The sequence below is a fragment of the Sphingobacterium hotanense genome (assembly GCF_008274825.1).
Lineage (GTDB): Bacteria > Bacteroidota > Bacteroidia > Sphingobacteriales > Sphingobacteriaceae > Sphingobacterium > Sphingobacterium hotanense.
The window spans coordinates 2038949-2057933 of sequence record NZ_CP030848.1 but is presented as its reverse complement, the minus strand read 5'-3'; the positions used below and the strand labels follow the sequence as shown (position 1 = coordinate 2057933).

Here is an 18985-nt window from a genome sequence, read left to right as displayed (position 1 = left end):
TTCAACAGATATAAAATGAAACAGCTTACATATATAGCACTACTCGTTTTCTTGGCGATTACGGGTTGCCAAAAGAATGAATTTGAGAATTACGAAATCGAGAAGAGTCATGTGGTTACCGACAGTACATTGAAGGCTAAATATCTGGACCCATTTCAGAAAGGTCAGGTAATTGAACTCATTGTCAAGCCGAAACAGCACGAGTCATTTCAGACCTACTATCTGACGTACAAAGATGGGCAGTATGCGATGCTAGGCAAGTCGAGACAATATGCCAACCCCGCAGAATTAGAAATTAAGTTTGGCACCAATAAGGTTTCAGCGACGATCGATTTTACCGAGGCGTCTCTATTTCCTGCCTTTATTAGTGACATGGGCGAAGAGTTGACACGAGGCGCCGATCACTCCTATGCTTTCGTAGGTTTTGAAAATGGAAAATTCCAGTTGGAAGGCATTCAATACGGCGACCACTTGACAGCTCGGATTATTGACATGGGCTCTGCTGAAGCACAGCATATATTGAACAATGGAATCCTCAAAGATTATCAAGATCAAGAGAACTTTTATTATAAGCAACCTTTTATGGCTTTTACCTATGCAGGGACGCCGGTGCAGATGGTTGTAGATCCATTTAACTCATCGGTATGGATATTTCATTCGCAATACAGAGACATCTTTGATTACGTAACGAATTCACCGATATATCAACCTATGGGTTCTGAAGGCGTACTATACAGTACCTCTGCCTTGGGCGACACCTTGATTTTCAATCGCGAAATCACCTTAGTCGAGAAACTGAAAGTTAAAGGACTTATTTGGAACAAAGAAAGAACGCAATACACCGCATGGGTTTCGGAAGGAAATGCGACGAGAAACGAAAACCTGCAATTATCAAAATATCCATTCTATAGTTATACCGAAATTGGCGCATTTATAACCTCGGAGTTCATGACGCGCAAGTTTTACCTAGAAGAAGCAGATGCTAAAATGAAATTGATATACGAGGTTGTTTCCAAGCTTAAGATCCCTCAAAACATGAAGATAGACCTTACTCGATTGGCCAATGATCCATCATACAGCAAAGATTGGACGCCGAGGATGAAAACTAAGTTGCTGGCATTAGTCGACAAGATCAATCAACAAAATGCGCCAATGAAAGTGAGTTCCTTCGATATTAAAGCAATACATAGTTTTGCTGATTTGGGTGGTTTTGTATTGGATACGCATATTGGAATTGCTAATCAATACAAGTTTGAGTTGCGCAATGGTGAGCAAGTAGACTCAATCAGCTATGCAAGTAACCTACTGGCGCTCAACTTCCTCAACAGCACGAATGTTATCGGATTTATCAATCCGAAGTCTGAGAAAATTACCATGCCTGCAGCAAACAAACTATCGCCTAGGCTTAAGAATATCTGGCCTGATTTTGTGGATTTCTTAGCACCATTTGACGAGGCCGTTATCCACATGAATTTCTTGCCTCCAGCGGCAGGTGAGGAATACCCACGTATAAAAATGCATAGTGCAAAAACTGGCGATATATTGATTGGATCTGGCTATCCAAAACCCTAAAATGCTCATAGACTTCATAATGTAATAATCGCTTAAGATTGCCCAGGTTCTCAAAGCCTGGGCATCTTCCTTTTTAACAACCATATCCCTCGAAATTTCGTGAATTCGCAGAAAACTGTATATTTAGAATCCTAAGAAAATTTTCGAAAATGGAAGAGATTAAACAAATCCCAGAATTAACAGCAGAAGAAATTAGAGTTTTAGGTTCTTTAATGGAAAAATCTAAGACAACTCCAGAATATTATCCGATGACGCTTAATGCATTGCAGACAGCCTGCAATCAAAAGACATCTAGAAAGCCGGTAGTACAATACGATGAAAGCACCGTTATTTCAGCTCTTGATAGCTTGAAAAGAAAAGGCTTGATATCTACCGTCGTTGGTGGTGGCAGCCGTGTTACCAAATACAAACATAACTTAGCCATTCAATTTCCATTACTGCCACAGGAAGTTGCTGTTTTATGTTTACTCTTTTTACGCGGTCCATTGACGGGTGGAGAGATTAACAGCAATTCAGGCAGGCTTTATGATTTTGAATCATTGGAAGATGTTCAAGAGCTATTGAATAAACTTGCTGAAGAAGAGCCTAAATATATCCAGCAATTATCAAAACGTCCGGGACAAAAGGAAGCACGCTATGTACATTTATTCAGTCCATTTGACGAAGCAACTTTTGAAGATACATCCAGCACAAGCGACTCGCCCGCCACGACCAGTAAGATTGCAGCCTTGGAAGAACGCGTTGAATCTTTAGAGGACCAACTCAGCAAATTGCAAGCAGCATTCGATAAATTAATGGAAGAACTAACTTAAGCTGATGATGAAAAAGCTTCTTTTTACTGCACTTTTTGCAACTAGCCTCCTAAGCGCTCAGGCACAACATTTCCATAATCTCGTCAAAGACATTCCTTCGAGTTTTAGAGGCCTGGAAACCTATAAGGAAAATGTAGTATGGGTAAGTGGCAGCAAAGGCACCGTTGGCAAATCCACCGACGCCGGTAAGACATGGTCTTGGTTGAATCCGAAAGGTTATGAAAATATGGACTTTCGAGATATTGAAGTTTTTTCAGCTAAGGAAGCCATCATTGTCAGTGCAGGCAGTCCGGCAGTCGTATTACGAACTACGGATGGCGGAAAGACTTGGAAAGAAGTGTATAGAGACGACCGCGCTGAGATTTTCTTAGATGGCATGGATTTTAACGGCAAGACCGGATTTATATATGGCGACCCTATCGATGGATCTTTTCAGCTATTAAAGTCCACAAACAAAGGGAAAACATGGAAAGACGTTAGCAATCATATTTTTTTGTTAGCGGAAGAAGGCGAAGCTGGCTTTGCCGCAAGTGGTTCAGGAATTCAAGTCTTTCCCAACTTAGTGTATCTCGCCTCTGGCGGAAGATACAGTTCATTTTACAAACGCAATGAAAAAGAAAACAGCCTGGATGTGGTCGACGTTCCGATATGGTCTGGCGACGCGACAACCGGCGTTTTCTCGCTAGACTTCTGGGATCAGAATACAGGAGTGCTGGTAGGTGGCAACTACAGTATGGATAAGGACAATAGAAACAATATCTTGTTGACTACGAATGCTGGACGCTCATGGACGAAGCCTTCCAGTCCAGTTGCTGGTTATCGCTCTAGTGTAAAATATATAAACGAAAATGTCCTAGTAGCAACCGGCACATCCGGAACAGATCTATCTACCGACTGCGGACAAAGCTGGCGAAATATATCGGAAGCAAGTTTCAATGTAGTTGCAAAGTCTAAATCAGGAAAACATATTTATCTGGCAGGGAGCAATGGAAACATCGAGCAACTGCGCATCGATTGAAAATAACACTTAGCCACATCTATTGAAAAAAGAACAGGCATCCGTTGCTTGATGACTTTTGAAAATAGACACGTTCATAAAAAACACCCGCTGAGGCTTTATCAATGCCTTTGCGGGTGTTTTATTTTAATGGCTTTCCTATCGGTCAATTGATGATAGGTTTTTACCTGCATTTTATCTTTCGAAATACTGGCTCCTATACCAGCCTGACCTACTTCTGTCCACTTCCCTTTCAAAGCCCTTTCAAAACCAATGTATAACCCAATCAAACCCGTTCTGGAAGGGCTTTGATTAGGGTATATATGGGGTATGATTCGGGAAGCTGTCGACGGAGGTCAGAACCGACCACGAAGAGATGGTCAAAACAGCAAAATGGTGAAAATTCTTGATAGTGCTTGAAAAAAAATGGCCACAACAAACTAGGGCAAGTTTGATCGTGGCCATTAAAATCCTATGTCGTTAATCGTTGTTTTAGGAAGAGAGAATAACAGGATTTTTATGCTCAGATATTACCACAAAATTGTTTTGTCAATGTTTTCTACTTCCCACTCTTGCATCACTTGTCCGTTCGAGTCGTTCGGAACAGCAACCGCAGAACCTGCAGCTATACCTTCCTCCATCGCCAATACCACTAGCGATATTTTTGGAGCGACATACTGTTGCGTTCTTTTTTCAAGTACTGTGCCTTCAAAAAATTGGCTTAATAAGCCTTCATTGTAGTTGAAACCGGCTTTTGCTTCCGCTTCTGTGCCGAGATCCAACAGTTCTTTTTTATTTTTCATACCTTATAAATAGACCTTTCAAGATATGTACTAATACACATCAATTGCTTTACACAAATGTTACATTATTTTAATATTAAGAGAATGATATTAGTCACAAATGCGAAATAAAAACAAATAATTACCTGTTTTCGATAGTTTATCTTAAATATTAGGGTATATTTTAAATTATTAAACTATATTTATCATTATGATTGAACTTCCATTAGTACCTAAGTTTTATAGCAATCTACCAGAATTAGTACAGCATCCAACAAAAACCTTATAAATAGCTTCATAAGGTGCATTTTAGACAAATAACACCGAATTCAAATCAAAAATTCGTTGCATAGGAAACTATGATATCTACTATGGAAAATATTTATTCCTATTAGGATTATTTATTACAGCAAGTTGTACATTTATATTTTAAAAAGGCGCAAACTTTTACAGAGAAAATTATAACATCGTGTTGTTCATTAGCAAGAAATTTTCCCACTCCTGTATAAAAACAGCATTAGCGATTAGTTTACAATCGCTTAGCGATATGGATGTGCCCAATTGGGTCTATACGCTCTTTTTAACAGATTTGTTGCCTCCGCATCATCTATGCATACTCTTTGTACTGGATCATATTGAACTGCTCTTCCTAGTTTCATCGAGATGTTAGCGAGGATGCAAGAGGCTGTGGAAATATGCCCCTGCTCTATATCGGCAACCGGTAAGTGATCTTTCTCTATAGCCGACAAGAGATTTTTCATATGTTGTCTGGTCGCTGGCGCCGAGTTCAACTCGATTCGCGGCTCTTTCAAATCTTCTGGAAATGCCTCTTTTTCCAAAACAACATCTTTTGCAATCTTCTCCCCTTTCATCGGAGTAAACTCATATTTCAGGGTGCTCCCCTTCAAAGTCCCCTTATCGCCGTAGAGGATAAATGCCCAAGGAAATTCAGGGTCAGTGGGCCGTCCCCAGGTCCTATGCTGCCAGACACAATTCAGATTATCATATTCGAAAATTGCGGTTTGAGTATCCGCTATATTAGCTTTCCCTTCTTTCTGCACATAAATACCGCCATTTGCATGTATTCGCTTTGGCCAACCTAAACCAAGCATCCATCGAACAGTGTCAAACATATGCACACACATGTCGCCGGTTATGCCATTTCCATATTCCATAAACGATCGCCACCAACCGCCATGCGGGAGGTTATCATAAGGCCGTAAGGGTGCAGGTCCCGTCCATAACTCGTAATCGAGAAATTCAGGAACGGGTTTCACTTCGGGATTCGAATTATTCCGCATATGATAATAGCAACACATCTCGACATGCGAGATATTCCCCAATAGCCCCTTATCAACAATTTGCTCCTTTGCCTCTATCATATGTTCTGTACTTCGCCGCTGCGTCCCGATTTGGACTTTTCGATTTAAGCGGCGCGCTGTCGCTAAGATGGCTTCACCTTCTAACACATCAACAGAGATGGGTTTTTGTAAATAAACGTGAGCACCGGCTTCCATTGCCGCGATAGCCTGCAGTGCATGCCAATGGTCAGGAGTTCCGATCAGAATCAAGTCGAACTGATGTGCAGAAAGCATCTCTCGATAATCAGAATAAGTTTTAGGTACTTGTTTTGATTTCTGTCGTTCGCTGATTAGCCGCGCTGCCTCTTCCAAATGTTTGTTATCTACATCACATACCGCTAATACTTCGATGTCTCGAACTTGTAAAAGACGGAACAAATCACTCTTTCCATACCATCCCGCACCGATTAGACCGACTTTACTAACCCCTTTGAATGTATTTGCCTTCAACAAGCCGGGTAATGCAGAAAGACTAAACAGGGCAGAACCAGCAACAATGAAATCGCGACGATTGAGAATTAAATTGTTCATAGGAAAAGGTTTACGATTATTCTAATATAATTAAAAATAACTACATTAGGGTACAGTTTACCATGCCTAATTATGTCCAGTACCCAACATTTTGACTCTCGTGAGTTTGAAACTCTATTTCAGCAATGGAATAGAAAGGTATATAATTACGCTTTATCGAAAACCAAATCGACCTATATTGCCGAGGAAACGGTGCAACGGGTATTCATCAAATTATGGCGAAACATAACGCAAAAAAACATCGCTAGCTCTATAGACGCTCAGATATTCACCATTACCCGTAGCATCTTGCTGGACATCGTTAAAGAAGAGTATCGACGAAAACATGCTATGGAGAGCCTTCCACAGGCAAGCTATGCCCCGAATAGTTTAACCCAACTCGAATGGAAAGAAACTGAAGGAAAGGTTGAGCGGCTGATCGATCAACTACCGCCCATGCGGAAGCTTGTATTTAAATTAAGTCGATTTGAGCATCTTAATTACAAGGAGATAGCCGCACGACTTAATATTTCACCTCGCACCGTAGAAAACCATATTGCACTCGCCTTAAAAACCATCCGTAAATCTTTTTCTAACTTTCTCGCGCTACTGATCTTTTTGAAGTTGCTATAGCGACTAATAAAGACGAATAAAATTTATTTAACATTAGGGGTACCGAAAGTTTCCGTCGTATTCATTATAGTTATGACACGAGACCAATTTGAAAAATACCTCCAAGGCAAATCTAACAAGGAAGAATCGGCTGCGATTGAACGCTTCTTGCAAGAGAACGATGTCGATCTTGATGAATTCCTTTCCTCCAACGACTGGGATCTGACAAGCGATTTAAGATATGCAGAAGAGGATAAATTGAAAGTCCAAGTTATTTCAAGAATCGATTCTCAGCGCAAATCAAATAAACGCTCACTAGTAATGACTAATGCGGCTATCGCCGCTACTGTGTTGTTAGCTATTGGCATAGTCGTTCATCTCCAAAAAGAAAAGGAGCCTACTCTCCCACTTGCGCAGGAAAAATCTCCGAAATCTGAATCAACGACAATGCCCGTTGGAAACCTCTTCTATATCAACTCGAGCAATGATGACATGGAGATTTATTGCAGTGACAGCTCCAGAATTTTGCTAGCAAAGGGATCTGAAATACGGTTTGCGGAAGACTTTGCCAGTTTAAAGGAGCGTAAAATAGAACTGAAAGGTAAAGCGACTTTCGAAGTACGAAAAGATAAAAACCGTCCATTTCGAGTTTTCTCCGACAAACTGATCACTACGGCTCTCGGCACCACCTTTATCGTCGATGAAATTTATGGAAAATCGACGCGCGTTCAACTGATCGAAGGTAAAATTGATATAATAGATAGGGATTTAAAAAGTGAAAAGCCTATCCAAAAGCTTTTTGAAAAATCCGGAGAAATCGTCGTTGATCATCTGCAACAGAAAATTGTCTCCGAGGTAAAAACCGTGAACAATGAATATGATCGAGAAGGTTTTTACAAGCAAGAACGCAGGAGAATTATCATTAAAAATATTCCAATAAAAGATTTATTAAACATTTTACAGCATAACTTTAACATTAAGTTAAAAACAACATCCTACCTTGCGCCCAATTTCTATTTCAGTGGGACGTTCAAGGATACCCCCGATGCCTATGTAGATATCATCAAAGAAATCAACTATTTGCACAAAACGGACATCGTCGCATTGAAAAACTAAGTACAAACAAATATTAATTGATTATGAGTAATTATTTACACAAGAAAAAAGGAGTGCTGACAGCATTCCTGCTCCACTTTTCTCGGCCTAAGAGCACATGGGCCTTGCACATGGCACTTTGCGGCGCAATGAGCATGAGCGTTCAGGTCGGAATGGCACAAAGCACTGCTAGCGTAAATGGCGTCGTGAGAGATGGCAATGGAAACACGGTAGAAGGCGTGACAGTTATAATTGAAAACAAAACACAATCGTTTAGACAGACTACCGTGACTAATGCTGCAGGAACGTTTAGCTTCAGTCAGATTCCAGATGGACAGGGCTATAGCTTTACCTTCAATTCCCTAGGCTATAGCTCGAAGACATTAAGCGACTATAACATCAAGGGCAACGACAAAGTATCGCTATCGGTGACATTAGAGTCGAGTGCTGAGAACCTGGAAGAGGTTGTAGTAACGGCTTTGGGTATCAAGCGTGACAAAAAAGCTCTAGGTTATACCGTTGCGGAGCTTAAAGGCGACGAGCTGACTAACGGCAAAGAAGCGAACGTTGCGAATGCCCTATCCGGTAAAGTTGCTGGTGTACAAGTAAGCCGTGCCGCATCGGGTGCTGGTGGCTCTGCCAAGGTTGTCATCCGCGGGAATAACTCGCTGATCGGGAATAGCCAGCCGCTATATGTGGTGGATGGTGTTCCGATTGATAATCAGAACCTATCTGCCCCTTCTCAATGGGGAGGAACCGATTATGGCGATGGTATTGGAAATATAAACCCGGATGACATCGAAAGCATGTCGGTATTAAAAGGACCTAACGCTGCGGCACTTTATGGTCAACGCGGTAGTAATGGTGTTATCCTGATTACCACGAAATCAGGAAAAGCCGGTAAAACAAACTTTAACTTCAATTCTGATTACTCGATCGGTACAGGACTGGTATTACCGGATTTTCAAAATGAATATGGGCAGGGTTTGAACGGAACATTTACCCACTTCCGTAAGGACGATGGCACTATCGTGTCGATGGCGGAAGCATTGGCGAACAACTACGCTGGTATTCCTAAAATGTCCGGCGGCCGCGACAGAACAACGCGTGCAAGCTGGGGAGCGCGTATGGAAGGGCAGCAATATGAAGATATGTATGGAAATGTCTTAGCTCTTAATCCCGCAGCAGATACATATAAAAGTTTCTTCCAAACCGAAAAACAATGGGTCAATAACTTAAGTGTGGATGGTGGAAATGAAAAAGTTAACTACCGTTTCTCTTATGCAAATACGAATGTCGACGGATATATCCCTACAAATACGTTAAACCGTAATAACTTCGGTCTTCGCTCGCAAGCAAAGATTACCGATAAGCTACATATTGACGTTAAAGCAAATTACATAATCCAACAAGCAGAGAATCGACCGACGGTTTCAGATGCAGCGGATAACCCAGCATACTTATTCATCAGTCAGCCTAGAAGTTTAAGCAATAGTATCGCTTCCAGCTACAAGTGGACAGCCGATGAGGTAAAAAAACAACTGGGCTTTTCCGGCGTTTTTGAAGGATTGGAAAAAACCTATGCAACGAATAGTTCGACGGCTAACCCCTTCTGGACAATCAATGAAAACCACAATGAAGATCGTCGCGATAGATTGATCGGGATGTTGAGACTATCCTACGATGTTATGCCATGGTTAAAATTATCGGCTACAGGCGGCACGGACTTCTATACAGATCAGCGTTTTAGATATCGTCCGATTAACACCTATCAAAGTTTAAATAGAAAAGGCGACATCCGTGAAGAGGTTATTCGCAGCAGAGAGGATAATTACGACTTCTTAGCAAGCTCTAATTTTGCAGCAAACGATGATATCAATCTAAGTTTCAACTTAGGAGCGAGTCATCTAAGCCGCTATCTCCGTTTAACAGGTAATACGGGAAATCAGTTTATTGTTCCGAACCTTTACGTTATCAACAACACAACGACTAACACGTATCTTTTTGATCTGATTGAATCACAGATCAACTCCGCTTATATGTCGGGACAGTTTGCGTTCCGCGATTATTGGTTTGTAGATTTCTCCGCACGTAATGACTGGTCTTCTACCCTGTCCAAAAAGAACAATTCTTTCTTCTACCCTTCTGTAAGTAGTAGCTTGGTATTAAGTGATGCTTTCAACTGGAAATCTTCGACAATGCCTTATGCTAAAATCAGAGCGTCTTGGGCACAAGCCGGTAGTTCAGGGAATCCGTATCAGTTGACTGGTGCCTATAGTCTGAATCAGTACACGCATGGCGGTATTCCGATGGCGTCTTATACAGAGATCATTCCTGATCCGGACCTAAAGAATGAGTTGACGACCTCTATTGAGGCCGGTGCGGACTTTAGGTTCCTATCAAGCAGATTGTCGCTATCCTTTACTTACTATGAAGCACGTACGAAGAATCAAATCTTAGATGTTCCTATTTCGCCGTCAAGCTTGTATGTCAAGAATAGGATCAATGCAGGTGAAATCTCCAATAAAGGCTTTGAATTTGTCGTATCGGGTACTCCTGTAAAAACGGAAAACTTCGAATGGACCAGTCAATTTAACTTTAACAGAAACCGCAATAAAGTAGAATCGCTTTATCCGGGCGTAGAAACTTTCTTATTGGCAACGGACAGAGGTATCAACGTTGTAGCCGAAGTTGGAAAACCTTTCGGGCAATTGATCGGTACGCAATTCGCATGGATTAAAGATGACGCTGGCAATAGATTGATCGATCCAAATACAGGTTTACCACTTCGTACATCCGGCCGCGTGGAAACGGATTTAGGCAATGCTCAACCGGATTGGATTGGCGGATTTTCCAATAACTTACGTTATAAAGGATTTGCATTACATGTATTGGTGGATATTCGCCAGGGTGGCATTATCTTCTCACAATCTAATCGCGAGCAGATTATCTATGGTACTTCAAAGAAAACTTTGGAGGGTCGTGATGGAACTTATGTGGCTTCAGGGATGGTAGCTTCTCAGAACGGAAACGGCCAGTGGGTAAGCACGGGAGTAGAAAACAGCAAACAGGTAAATGCACAGGATTACTGGAACATGGTCGCCAGCGATAAAGAAGTCATGGTATCTGAAGAGATGATCAACGATATGAGCTATATCGCGATGCGTGAAATCAGCCTATCCTACAACCTTCCGAAGAGCTTCCTTCCTCATAAAGCAGTGAAGAACTTAAAGCTTGGAGTTTACGGAAGAAACCTATTCTATTTCCAACGAAAAACAGATGGATTCTCACCTGAATCGGCATCGTTTAACGTGCATAACTCATCGATTGGTATTGAGTCCACATCTCTTCCAATGATGCGAAACTTTGGAATTAATTTATCAATGGGCCTGTAAATCAATAAAAACAATGAAAACTCTAAAATATATCACCTATATAAGCATCGGCGCCCTATTGATGACATCGGCGTCATGTACAAAGGATTTCGAAAGAATAAACACTCCCCCGACTTCGGTGACCGAAGTCGACCCCGCACTTTTAATGGCCCGCGTATTACGTGATGGTACTTTTCAAGAATCTGGTGAGCTCCCGAACACTAAATTTGGTTCATGGATCCAACATTGGGCAGGCGGTCCGGTTGTCCCTGTTTCAAGATATTTTGAAGGTCCTGAAAACCTAATCTGGTCGCAGCATTATCAGTTATTTAGAAATATTGCACAAATTCGCGAAGAGCTCAAAGGTCTAGAAAATGATCCCGCAGGGAGAAGTAAACTGGCTATCGCAGAAATTTATGAGGTATTCCTTTTCCAACGTCTAACGGATCTTTTTGGAGATATCCCTTTCTCGGAAATTACAAAGTCGAGCACCGAAATTAACAGAACTCCAAAGTTCGACAAACAAGAGGACATCTATCCGGCTTTAATTCTGAAGTTAAATGCAGCATTGGGCAAATTAACGACAGGCGACGCCAGCTACGGCACTTCTGATTTCTTCTATGCTGGAAACATCGACAAATGGAAGAAATTTGGAAACTCCCTAAAGCTTCGCTTGGGAATGCGCATCCGTTATGCTAACGCGAGCTTAGCACAGCAAACAGTAACGGAAGCGATAGGTTCTAGCTACGGCTTATTAAGCAGCAACGCAGATAACGCTGCTGTTGCAACTTTCAACAATGCACAAGCTGAGAATCAAAATCCTATTTTAAGACAGTTGACAACAGGTAGTGCCGATTTAAGGTACCTCGCTAATACCTTAGTCGATAAATTAAAAGAGTATAACGACCCTCGCCTTCCTTTACTGGCAGAGCCCGTTACGATCAATGGAAACACAACCTATCAAGGGATCGGCGTTGCATTGACAGACAATCAGCTATCACAGTTGATTCGGGCGAATTACTCCACACCGAATAGAGCTACCTATTTCAGTCAAAGCTTCACACCAATTCCTGTATATGCTTTAACTTATTCGGACGTTTGTTTCTATAAAGCAGAAGCCGCTATCCTTGGATGGGGATTGAGCGCGGGGGATGTAGAGAGCAATTTCTTGAATGGAGTAAAGGCGGCGGCAGCATTGCCACCTTATAACCTTTCCACTCTTCCTGCGACTTACGAGCAGAACGTCCTAGCATTGACAGGACTATCAAACGATCAAAAGATGGAGAAAATAGCCACTCAAAAATGGATTCATCTGTTTGGTCGTAATATGGAGGCATTCTCCGAGTGGCGACGAACAGGATACCCTCGCCTAACGGCTGGTCCAAATCCAGGTTCGACAAACGGACAAATTCCGCGTCGTGCCATCTATTCCAGCGATGAGTCAGAATTGAACAAAGCAAACTATGACGAAGCGGTCGGACGAATGAGCAATGGTGATTCCTTCCTTTCGAAAGTTTGGTGGGATAAACGATAAAACAATAAAGCCACTAGTTTTTGCTAGTGGCTTTTTGTTTATACTATGGAAGGATCTTCCGGAGTTATCGAACAGAATAAGTCTTAATAGCTCCGTTATTCTCAGTTGGATTCCAACGAATCTGATCAGCTTTGCCATCTCCATTAATATCCTCGAAATAATAATTCGTAGTCTCTTTCTGCGAGGTTCCGCGCAAAGAATAAACCGGACTTTCAAATGTTGTACTCGTGCCTAAGTAAATCTTCGGCTCTCCTAAGTTGTTTGAAGCATTCCAATAGATCTTATCGGCTTTACCATCGCCGTTCACATCAGCAAAGTAGAATTTAGTACTTTCCAAACCGCTCGTTGCTCCTGCGTTAGAGTGATCAACAGATTTGGTGAACGTTCCGTCGCCATTGGAAAGGAATACCATAGCCTTTCCGCTATCTAAACTTGCTTGCCAACGAACTAAATCATTCTTACCATCCCCATTAATATCAGCAAAATAATAGTTAGTTCTAGCTGTAGTGCTGCCCACATTGGAAGAGCTTTTCACAGAACCTGAGAAATTACCATCTCCGGTAGCTAAATAAACACGAATATTTCCACCATCATGCGTAGAATTCCAATAGATCTTATCAGCCATTCCATCACCATTGACATCGGAAAAGTAAAACTTAGTCGTTGTTCCAGCAGATGTACCTTCTGGATTGTCGATGGCCGTTGCAGAAAAACTGCCATTGCTAGATGCTAAGTAAACCTGCGTTTTACCTGAAACCAATCCCTTATTCCAACGAATTAAATCAGCTTTCTTGTCGCCATTCACGTCAGCGAAATAATAGTATGAATCAGCCGATGTACTTGCAGATGCGTCATGAACAATCGCTGTGCTCTGGAATCCGCCGCTACCATTTGCTAAATAAACCGAAACCTTGCCCCCATTAGCACCTGCATCCCAACTGATTTTATCTTTTTTTCCATCGCCATTGACGTCAGCAAAATAGTATTGATTTTTAGCATCGGTCGACGCTGCTGAAGCATCTTGCTTGGCAGCTCCAAAAATTGCTGGAATATATCGAGCGAACACTGGAAAATGGTCTGATGGCCACATTGTTTTGCCGTCCACAGTATATTTGTCTTTAACGACCTTGTAACTGCGGAAAGCTAAATCGCGCGTGCTCATGACGTAGTCAATCTTCTTTGTTCCTATTCCCGTCCAGTTATGGAAGGTTGGATCTCCTTGCGATTCCATTAGCGCATCGACCATATTGAAGCCATCCGCGTTTTTGATCGTATTTATCTCGGTTGTGCCTGGGATAGCGTTAAAATCACCCAAACAGATAACAGGACGGCCACCGTGGTTTGCTTTAATACAATCTAATAAAATCTGAGCAAACTCTTTACGATATTCACCAGCATCAGCAGTGTGATACCAATGCGAGTTGATAACAAAGTATTCATTATTATTTTTCACATCCTTTAGAATGACCCACTTCGCGCTAGAGATAACAGTTCCTGCTACGAATTCCTTAATCAAATGGCCGGCATTAACTAAGGTAAATCTCGATTTCTTATAGAATATGGATTTTGGCGATCCGTTTGCAGCTCCCGTTTTATAAACCGCGTAACCCGCTTGATCCATTGCAGAGTTTACATACTCCTCCACATCGTTGTTCGCCAATTCCTGTACCCCTAGGATGTCCACCTCGTTATCATTCATTAGAGTTGTCAGTTTGCTCATCCGCTGTAGCTGCGTAAAAGGATCTGAGTTTGTTGGATTCCTTAGGTTAAAAGACATTACAGTAAATGACTCTTCTAACACTAAAGGATTTGGATTAATCACATTAGGCTCTTCAGGAGTCGTTGGTGTCTCTACCTCTTTCTTAGGTTGGACTGTGTTTTTTTCACATCCAATGGTACACAACAACAACGCTGTCGCCATAACTTTCCATAATCCGTTAGTTCCAAAGGTTTTAAATGGTGATTTTAGCATAATATAGTTTTATTTTCTTATTGGCTTGAAAAACATTATTTAAGCTTATTAAAGTTTATAAAACTAAATTATGAATATAATTGAATAGAAAAAACACTTTTGTAATATATTTCAACTCTTTATAAAAAATCTACTGCTGATACGATAAAACATTTTCCAAAAACTCACGTTTAAAAACTATCAACTTGATTTAAAAAATTGGCGAACATGACCTTAGAAGAACGTATAGATAATTTAGACAGACAATTTGGATTTATTGCTAATCCGGAAGACTTTGATTTCAACCTCTCTCCAGGAAGAATAGCATATAGAAATGAAGCGTTAAGAACGAAAAATAGAGATTTATACACTGCTTACTTAGCCGACCACTTTCCAAACGAAATGGCAGCGGAACTTAAGCGTTTTGATGAGATCCTTCCTAAACTTCGTCGGGTAACTAAAGAAGAGGCGGAAGATATCTTTCGCGAGAGAGGCATCAATCTGTTACAAGCGGATTTTAGTGCCAAAGATGAGGATTCAATCTTTAAGATGTTAAAAGTTGCTGACGAGGACTTAAATTGGCATTTAGAGGGCAGTGACACCGACCTATTGAATAACAAAGCTAGACCGAGCACCGTATTGAACAATCTTGAGCATTTATGGCTATTAATCGACTAATTTTAACGATAAAACAAATAGTCTTTCTATATTAATTCAATATTATCTACGAATTATAATAATAACAATAAATTATTGCTTAATTAAACATTTTGTACTACTTTTACTTTGTATTCAATCGATTGCTGCAAGATTTGAAGACTTCCCCTACAACTAATGAGTAACGCGCTGTTACGGGTATCTAAGAAAGAGCTTATAAAGCATCTTTGAAGATGCCTGTACATATTTTAATTAATGCAGATGATCACGATATCTATTATTTCCGTTGTAATTTTAGTTCTATACGTACTATTCAAAACAAAAATTATATGCTTTCATGTATGGACAAGCCGCATCGATAGCAAAGGCAAAACCGTTCGCTACTGTTCTAAATGTGGTCGAAAGGGTAAAAACGCACCACTCATACCATAAACTTCATTCTTCAATTTAATTATTATTCGCCTTTGATGAAGGCGAATGAATCATTGTATTGAATGTGTTCCATTTCAAAAATGGATATAGGAAACCCTGCAGAAGCTAATGCCCTCCGCAAATATGGTGAGGATGGTATTCAGATTTCTATTTTTCCGAATGATAATCTAGTTCAATAATTTTGAAAGTGTGATTTGTAAAGAATCTCCACGGAGGTTTTTCTCTACAATTGTTCCTTTATCATCAATCAACACATTTTGTGGAATTGCAATGATGCCATAATCAACTGCAGCGGCGCACTGTAATCCTTTCAAGTCCGAAACATGTATCCACGGTAGATCATCATCTTTAATAGCCTTCAACCAATCTGCTTTCCTACTATCCAATGAAACTGCGTAGATCTCGAAACCCTTATCCTTAAATTCAGCATATGCTTTCTTAAGGTTTGGATGCTCTGCTCGACAAGGCCCACACCAAGACGACCAAAACTCCAGTAACACATACTTCCCTTTAACTTCAGAAAGCTTCATCAAATTGCCAGTACTATCTGCAAGATTGACTTCGATCATAGGCTTTCCAACCCTCGTTTTTTTCGCAATCTCCAATCTATTGGACATTTCGCGACCTTCTTCTGAATCCTTTGCCTTTTGACCAAGGGCCGCTAAAAATGGAGAAAATTGTTTTACGTCAATAATGTAAGATCGCGCTTTTACCACGTCAAACGCCACCATGGACTCAGGATTGCGCTTCACAAAATCCAATTCGGCTAAATTAATCGCCGAACTCAGCTTTGCAACTGTAGCTAAATAGTCTTTCATTAATACACTATCTTTCTTCGCCAGAACAGACCGATAGGTAGAAAAGACTGAATCCAATTCTTTGCGAAGACCGCCGATTTGTCCTTTTAATTGGACTGCCAAAGCTTGTTCAGTACCGGCAGTCACCTGCGCTTCCCGAATATCCTCATCGATTTCAATCATGACATTTCCCGGCTCCAAGTAAAACTCTAAGTAGACATAGCGCTGAGCCTTATCATCGGAGATGAATTGTAGCGTGGCTTTCTGTACACTGGACACTTGGCCTTTGATCGTAAAATTACCATCAACAATATTGGTCGTGTCACTCAAATAATTTCCATCATCCCCAAGATAGCCCAAACAAATTTTGGAGCGCCCCTCCGAGTGTTTTACTTTTCCTTTGACTATAAATTCTGCGGCGAACGCCGGTAGACACATAGCACCTGCGATGGCTAAGGATAAAAACTTTAGATAATTCATATTCGTCGATTGCTTTAGGCTATAAAAACTCAACCCCTTAATAGTTATTCTAATATAAAGACAATACAACTACCATAAAACCAAAAATATGTTAAATATCATTTAAATTTTTATAACCCAAACACACTGTTTTGCCCTAACTCGATTTCTTCAAACTTCATTTGCCGGCAAAGCATCGTTTCGAACGATAGGAAAAGAAAAAGCTCTCTAATCAATTAGAGAGCTAATAACAACAATATAAAGAGTATAAAATTAGTCGTATTAAATTCCTTTGAACCAATCCTGAAACATCGAGCCAACGAAAGGTATTGGACTAGTTTTTCCACTAAAAGCCCCTAGAAGTCCGATGATCCACAGCACGAAAAGTATGGCAAAAACTACATAGCTGATCATCGCACCTACCGATGGAATAAAGTTCAATAATCCGCTAAGAATCCCGATGACAAAAAGTCCCAGATTTTGACGAATATGAAATTTTACGAAAGGGTCTTGCTTGTCTTTATTCATGATAAAGGCTACTAAAAGCCCAATCCAAGTAATGTAAGCAATAATAGCAATAGTTTTGTTGTCTTGTAAGCCTGCTGTGTTAACTTTTAAATCATTCTTCTCCATGATTAGCGATATTTTAATTTTGTAAATTTTGCACCTTATCGATACGATCAAGTATCTTACGGTATAACAAACCTACAGTTAATCATAGGGATATTTTATCCCTGAAATCAGGGTTTTTTAACTTATTCAGACTCCTTCCCTACCACAATCTTTAACATATCCTCATATCGCAGGTATTGTGCCGCTATGTCTCGCACTTCTTCTGCGCTTATTTGCTGAATGACGTCTGTGTAATAATGATAGTAATCCAAAGTCAAGCCCGAGAAATAAACAGATTTAAACTTATCTACATGGGAGAATACCGACTCCAGGCTGCCCAACATACTCCCGAGCATGTAGTTTCTGACAAGCTCCATCTCCTGCTCAGGAACCAGCTCTTGCTGCAAACGATCCATTTCTTTCTCTATCTCTGTCAGAGTATTCGCGGTGTATTCTACGCCTACTTCAGTGGCAATCGTGAAAAAACCCGCATGATTTAAATTCGCCACCGCGGATCCGATACTATAAGTATAACCTTTCTCTTCTCGGATATTGCTCATCAAGCGAGAACCGAAGTAGCCGCCCAATAAGGTATTCGTAAATTGCAATGCCGGATAATCCGGATGAGAACGTTGAATGCTGCGCTTTCCAAGGCGTATAGCAGACTGTAAAGCGGATGGCTTATCAATGAAACTATAAACCGGCAAAATAGGCTCTAATACAGGAAATCCATGTTCCTGAACCACTTCGCGATTTGTCCATTGTTGCTCGAAATACAATTTAAAATGAGCCAACACATCAGCCGTAATGTTACCTGACAAGAACAAAGTAGCATTGCTAGGCTGAATCTGCTTTTTATAAAGTGCGATAACCTGTTCGCGATCGAGGGCACCGAGCGACTCTTTCGTTAGGGATATCCCATAACGAGTGTTCGGAAATAACTCATGGTAGAAACGTCTTCGAGCTAAGAAATCCGACTTTTCCATCGATATCTGCAGATTCTGCTTATTATTTCGGATATAGGTATTCAGTTCCTTTTCCGGAAAAATAGCGTCCGTCAAGACCTCGTGCACAATAGGCAAGATTGCATCAACATGCTTCCGAAGGGTATACAGAGTTAGAGCATTGTGATCAAAACTGTATTCAGGAACCAGATAGGCGCCGTAATAATCAATTTCTTCAGCGATGCGGGCGCTAGACAATTTTGAAGTCCCCTCTTTCAACAGATTACCCAACGCCACATTGGCAACAGGATTCTCATTGCCTTCAAATACATTTCGGAATACAAATTCCGCTTTGATCAGCTCTTGTTCAGGAGCAGGAAATACGAATACCCTCAGTCCGTTCGCAAAGTCGTATTGCTCTGGCTGCTGAAGCGTAATCTCATCGATGGCATGCAATGCCGGTGCAAGTTCTCTATTGATCATA

Annotated in this window: 14 protein-coding genes; 8 read left to right on the top strand and 6 right to left on the bottom strand. The window is 40.9% G+C overall.

Going from position 1 to position 18985, the window contains the following annotated elements:
• The first annotated feature begins 15 nt into the window (after positions 1–15).
• The 3 genes from DSM08_RS08495 (at position 16) to DSM08_RS08485 (ending at position 3402) form a co-directional block, all read left to right on the top strand.
• Positions 16–1572, top strand: a complete 1557-nt coding sequence (locus DSM08_RS08495) for a hypothetical protein (protein WP_149525757.1) — start codon at positions 16–18, stop codon at positions 1570–1572.
• 149 nt (positions 1573–1721) lie between these two features.
• Entirely contained in the window at positions 1722–2384 is a 663-nt protein-coding gene (locus DSM08_RS08490) for a YceH family protein (RefSeq protein WP_149525756.1), read from the top strand.
• A gap of 4 nt (positions 2385–2388) precedes the next feature.
• Positions 2389–3402 (top strand): YCF48-related protein, encoded by a 1014-nt coding sequence (locus tag DSM08_RS08485; protein WP_246172535.1) that lies wholly within the window; start codon positions 2389–2391, stop codon positions 3400–3402.
• Between the two features lie 509 nt (positions 3403–3911).
• Here the strand turns inward: DSM08_RS08485 and DSM08_RS08480 are convergent.
• The gene (locus tag DSM08_RS08480; protein WP_149525755.1) at positions 3912–4184 is read right to left on the bottom strand and encodes a hypothetical protein; all 273 of its coding nucleotides are present in this window, start codon (positions 4182–4184) and stop codon (positions 3912–3914) included.
• Positions 4185–4702: 518 nt separating this feature from the next.
• Positions 4703–6055, bottom strand: a complete 1353-nt coding sequence (locus tag DSM08_RS08475) for a Gfo/Idh/MocA family protein (protein ID WP_149525754.1) — start codon at positions 6053–6055, stop codon at positions 4703–4705.
• A 72-nt stretch (positions 6056–6127) separates the two neighbouring features.
• Here DSM08_RS08475 and DSM08_RS08470 point away from each other — a divergent pair, with 72 nt between their 5' ends.
• The 4 genes from DSM08_RS08470 (at position 6128) to DSM08_RS08455 (ending at position 12649) form a co-directional block, all read left to right on the top strand.
• Positions 6128–6667, top strand: a complete 540-nt coding sequence (locus DSM08_RS08470; RefSeq protein ID WP_149525753.1) for a sigma-70 family RNA polymerase sigma factor — start codon at positions 6128–6130, stop codon at positions 6665–6667.
• A gap of 72 nt (positions 6668–6739) precedes the next feature.
• Positions 6740–7762 (top strand): FecR family protein, encoded by a 1023-nt coding sequence (locus DSM08_RS08465; RefSeq protein WP_149525752.1) that lies wholly within the window; start codon positions 6740–6742, stop codon positions 7760–7762.
• Positions 7763–7785: 23 nt separating this feature from the next.
• Complete coding sequence (locus DSM08_RS08460) at positions 7786–11136, top strand: SusC/RagA family TonB-linked outer membrane protein (protein WP_149525751.1); 3351 nt, start codon at positions 7786–7788, stop codon at positions 11134–11136.
• 13 nt (positions 11137–11149) lie between these two features.
• Complete coding sequence (locus DSM08_RS08455) at positions 11150–12649, top strand: SusD/RagB family nutrient-binding outer membrane lipoprotein (RefSeq protein WP_149525750.1); 1500 nt, start codon at positions 11150–11152, stop codon at positions 12647–12649.
• A 64-nt stretch (positions 12650–12713) separates the two neighbouring features.
• Here the strand turns inward: DSM08_RS08455 and DSM08_RS08450 are convergent, their stop codons facing one another.
• Positions 12714–14621 carry an FG-GAP-like repeat-containing protein gene (locus tag DSM08_RS08450; protein ID WP_149525749.1) on the bottom strand — a complete coding sequence of 636 codons (1908 nt, stop codon included), beginning with the start codon at positions 14619–14621 and terminating at the stop codon, positions 12714–12716.
• Positions 14622–14828: 207 nt separating this feature from the next.
• On the opposite strand from DSM08_RS08450, the gene DSM08_RS08445 reads away from it, so the two are divergent.
• Complete coding sequence (locus tag DSM08_RS08445) at positions 14829–15278, top strand: hypothetical protein (RefSeq protein WP_149525748.1); 450 nt, start codon at positions 14829–14831, stop codon at positions 15276–15278.
• Between the two features lie 578 nt (positions 15279–15856).
• Here DSM08_RS08445 and DSM08_RS08440 read toward each other — a convergent pair.
• From DSM08_RS08440 to DSM08_RS08430, 3 genes are all read right to left on the bottom strand, one after another.
• Positions 15857–16966: a TlpA disulfide reductase family protein gene (locus DSM08_RS08440; RefSeq protein ID WP_149525747.1), complete on the bottom strand. Its 1110-nt coding sequence runs from the start codon at positions 16964–16966 to the stop codon at positions 15857–15859.
• A 261-nt stretch (positions 16967–17227) separates the two neighbouring features.
• On the bottom strand, positions 17228–17578 hold the full coding sequence (locus tag DSM08_RS08435) for a DUF4870 domain-containing protein (protein ID WP_149525746.1): 351 nt from the start codon (positions 17576–17578) through the stop codon (positions 17228–17230).
• A 122-nt stretch (positions 17579–17700) separates the two neighbouring features.
• Complete coding sequence (locus DSM08_RS08430; RefSeq protein WP_149525745.1) at positions 17701–18984, bottom strand: M16 family metallopeptidase; 1284 nt, start codon at positions 18982–18984, stop codon at positions 17701–17703.
• Between the last annotated feature and the right edge of the window lies 1 nt (position 18985).

Excerpts from the sequence above, each read along its gene's own strand:
- DSM08_RS08495 (WP_149525757.1), top strand. The coding sequence starts at position 16 with ATGAAACAGCTTACATATATAGCACTACTCGTTTTCTTGGCGATTACG.
- DSM08_RS08490 (WP_149525756.1), top strand. The coding sequence starts at position 1,722 with ATGGAAGAGATTAAACAAATCCCAGAATTAACAGCAGAAGAAATTAGA.
- DSM08_RS08485 (WP_246172535.1), top strand. The coding sequence starts at position 2,389 with ATGATGAAAAAGCTTCTTTTTACTGCACTTTTTGCAACTAGCCTCCTA.
- DSM08_RS08480 (WP_149525755.1), bottom strand. The coding sequence starts at position 4,184 with ATGAAAAATAAAAAAGAACTGTTGGATCTCGGCACAGAAGCGGAAGCA.
- DSM08_RS08475 (WP_149525754.1), bottom strand. The coding sequence starts at position 6,055 with ATGAACAATTTAATTCTCAATCGTCGCGATTTCATTGTTGCTGGTTCT.
- DSM08_RS08470 (WP_149525753.1), top strand. The coding sequence starts at position 6,128 with ATGTCCAGTACCCAACATTTTGACTCTCGTGAGTTTGAAACTCTATTT.
- DSM08_RS08465 (WP_149525752.1), top strand. The coding sequence starts at position 6,740 with ATGACACGAGACCAATTTGAAAAATACCTCCAAGGCAAATCTAACAAG.
- DSM08_RS08460 (WP_149525751.1), top strand. The coding sequence starts at position 7,786 with ATGAGTAATTATTTACACAAGAAAAAAGGAGTGCTGACAGCATTCCTG.
- DSM08_RS08455 (WP_149525750.1), top strand. The coding sequence starts at position 11,150 with ATGAAAACTCTAAAATATATCACCTATATAAGCATCGGCGCCCTATTG.
- DSM08_RS08450 (WP_149525749.1), bottom strand. The coding sequence starts at position 14,621 with ATGCTAAAATCACCATTTAAAACCTTTGGAACTAACGGATTATGGAAA.
- DSM08_RS08445 (WP_149525748.1), top strand. The coding sequence starts at position 14,829 with ATGACCTTAGAAGAACGTATAGATAATTTAGACAGACAATTTGGATTT.
- DSM08_RS08440 (WP_149525747.1), bottom strand. The coding sequence starts at position 16,966 with ATGAATTATCTAAAGTTTTTATCCTTAGCCATCGCAGGTGCTATGTGT.
- DSM08_RS08435 (WP_149525746.1), bottom strand. The coding sequence starts at position 17,578 with ATGGAGAAGAATGATTTAAAAGTTAACACAGCAGGCTTACAAGACAAC.
- DSM08_RS08430 (WP_149525745.1), bottom strand. The coding sequence starts at position 18,984 with ATGATCAATAGAGAACTTGCACCGGCATTGCATGCCATCGATGAGATT.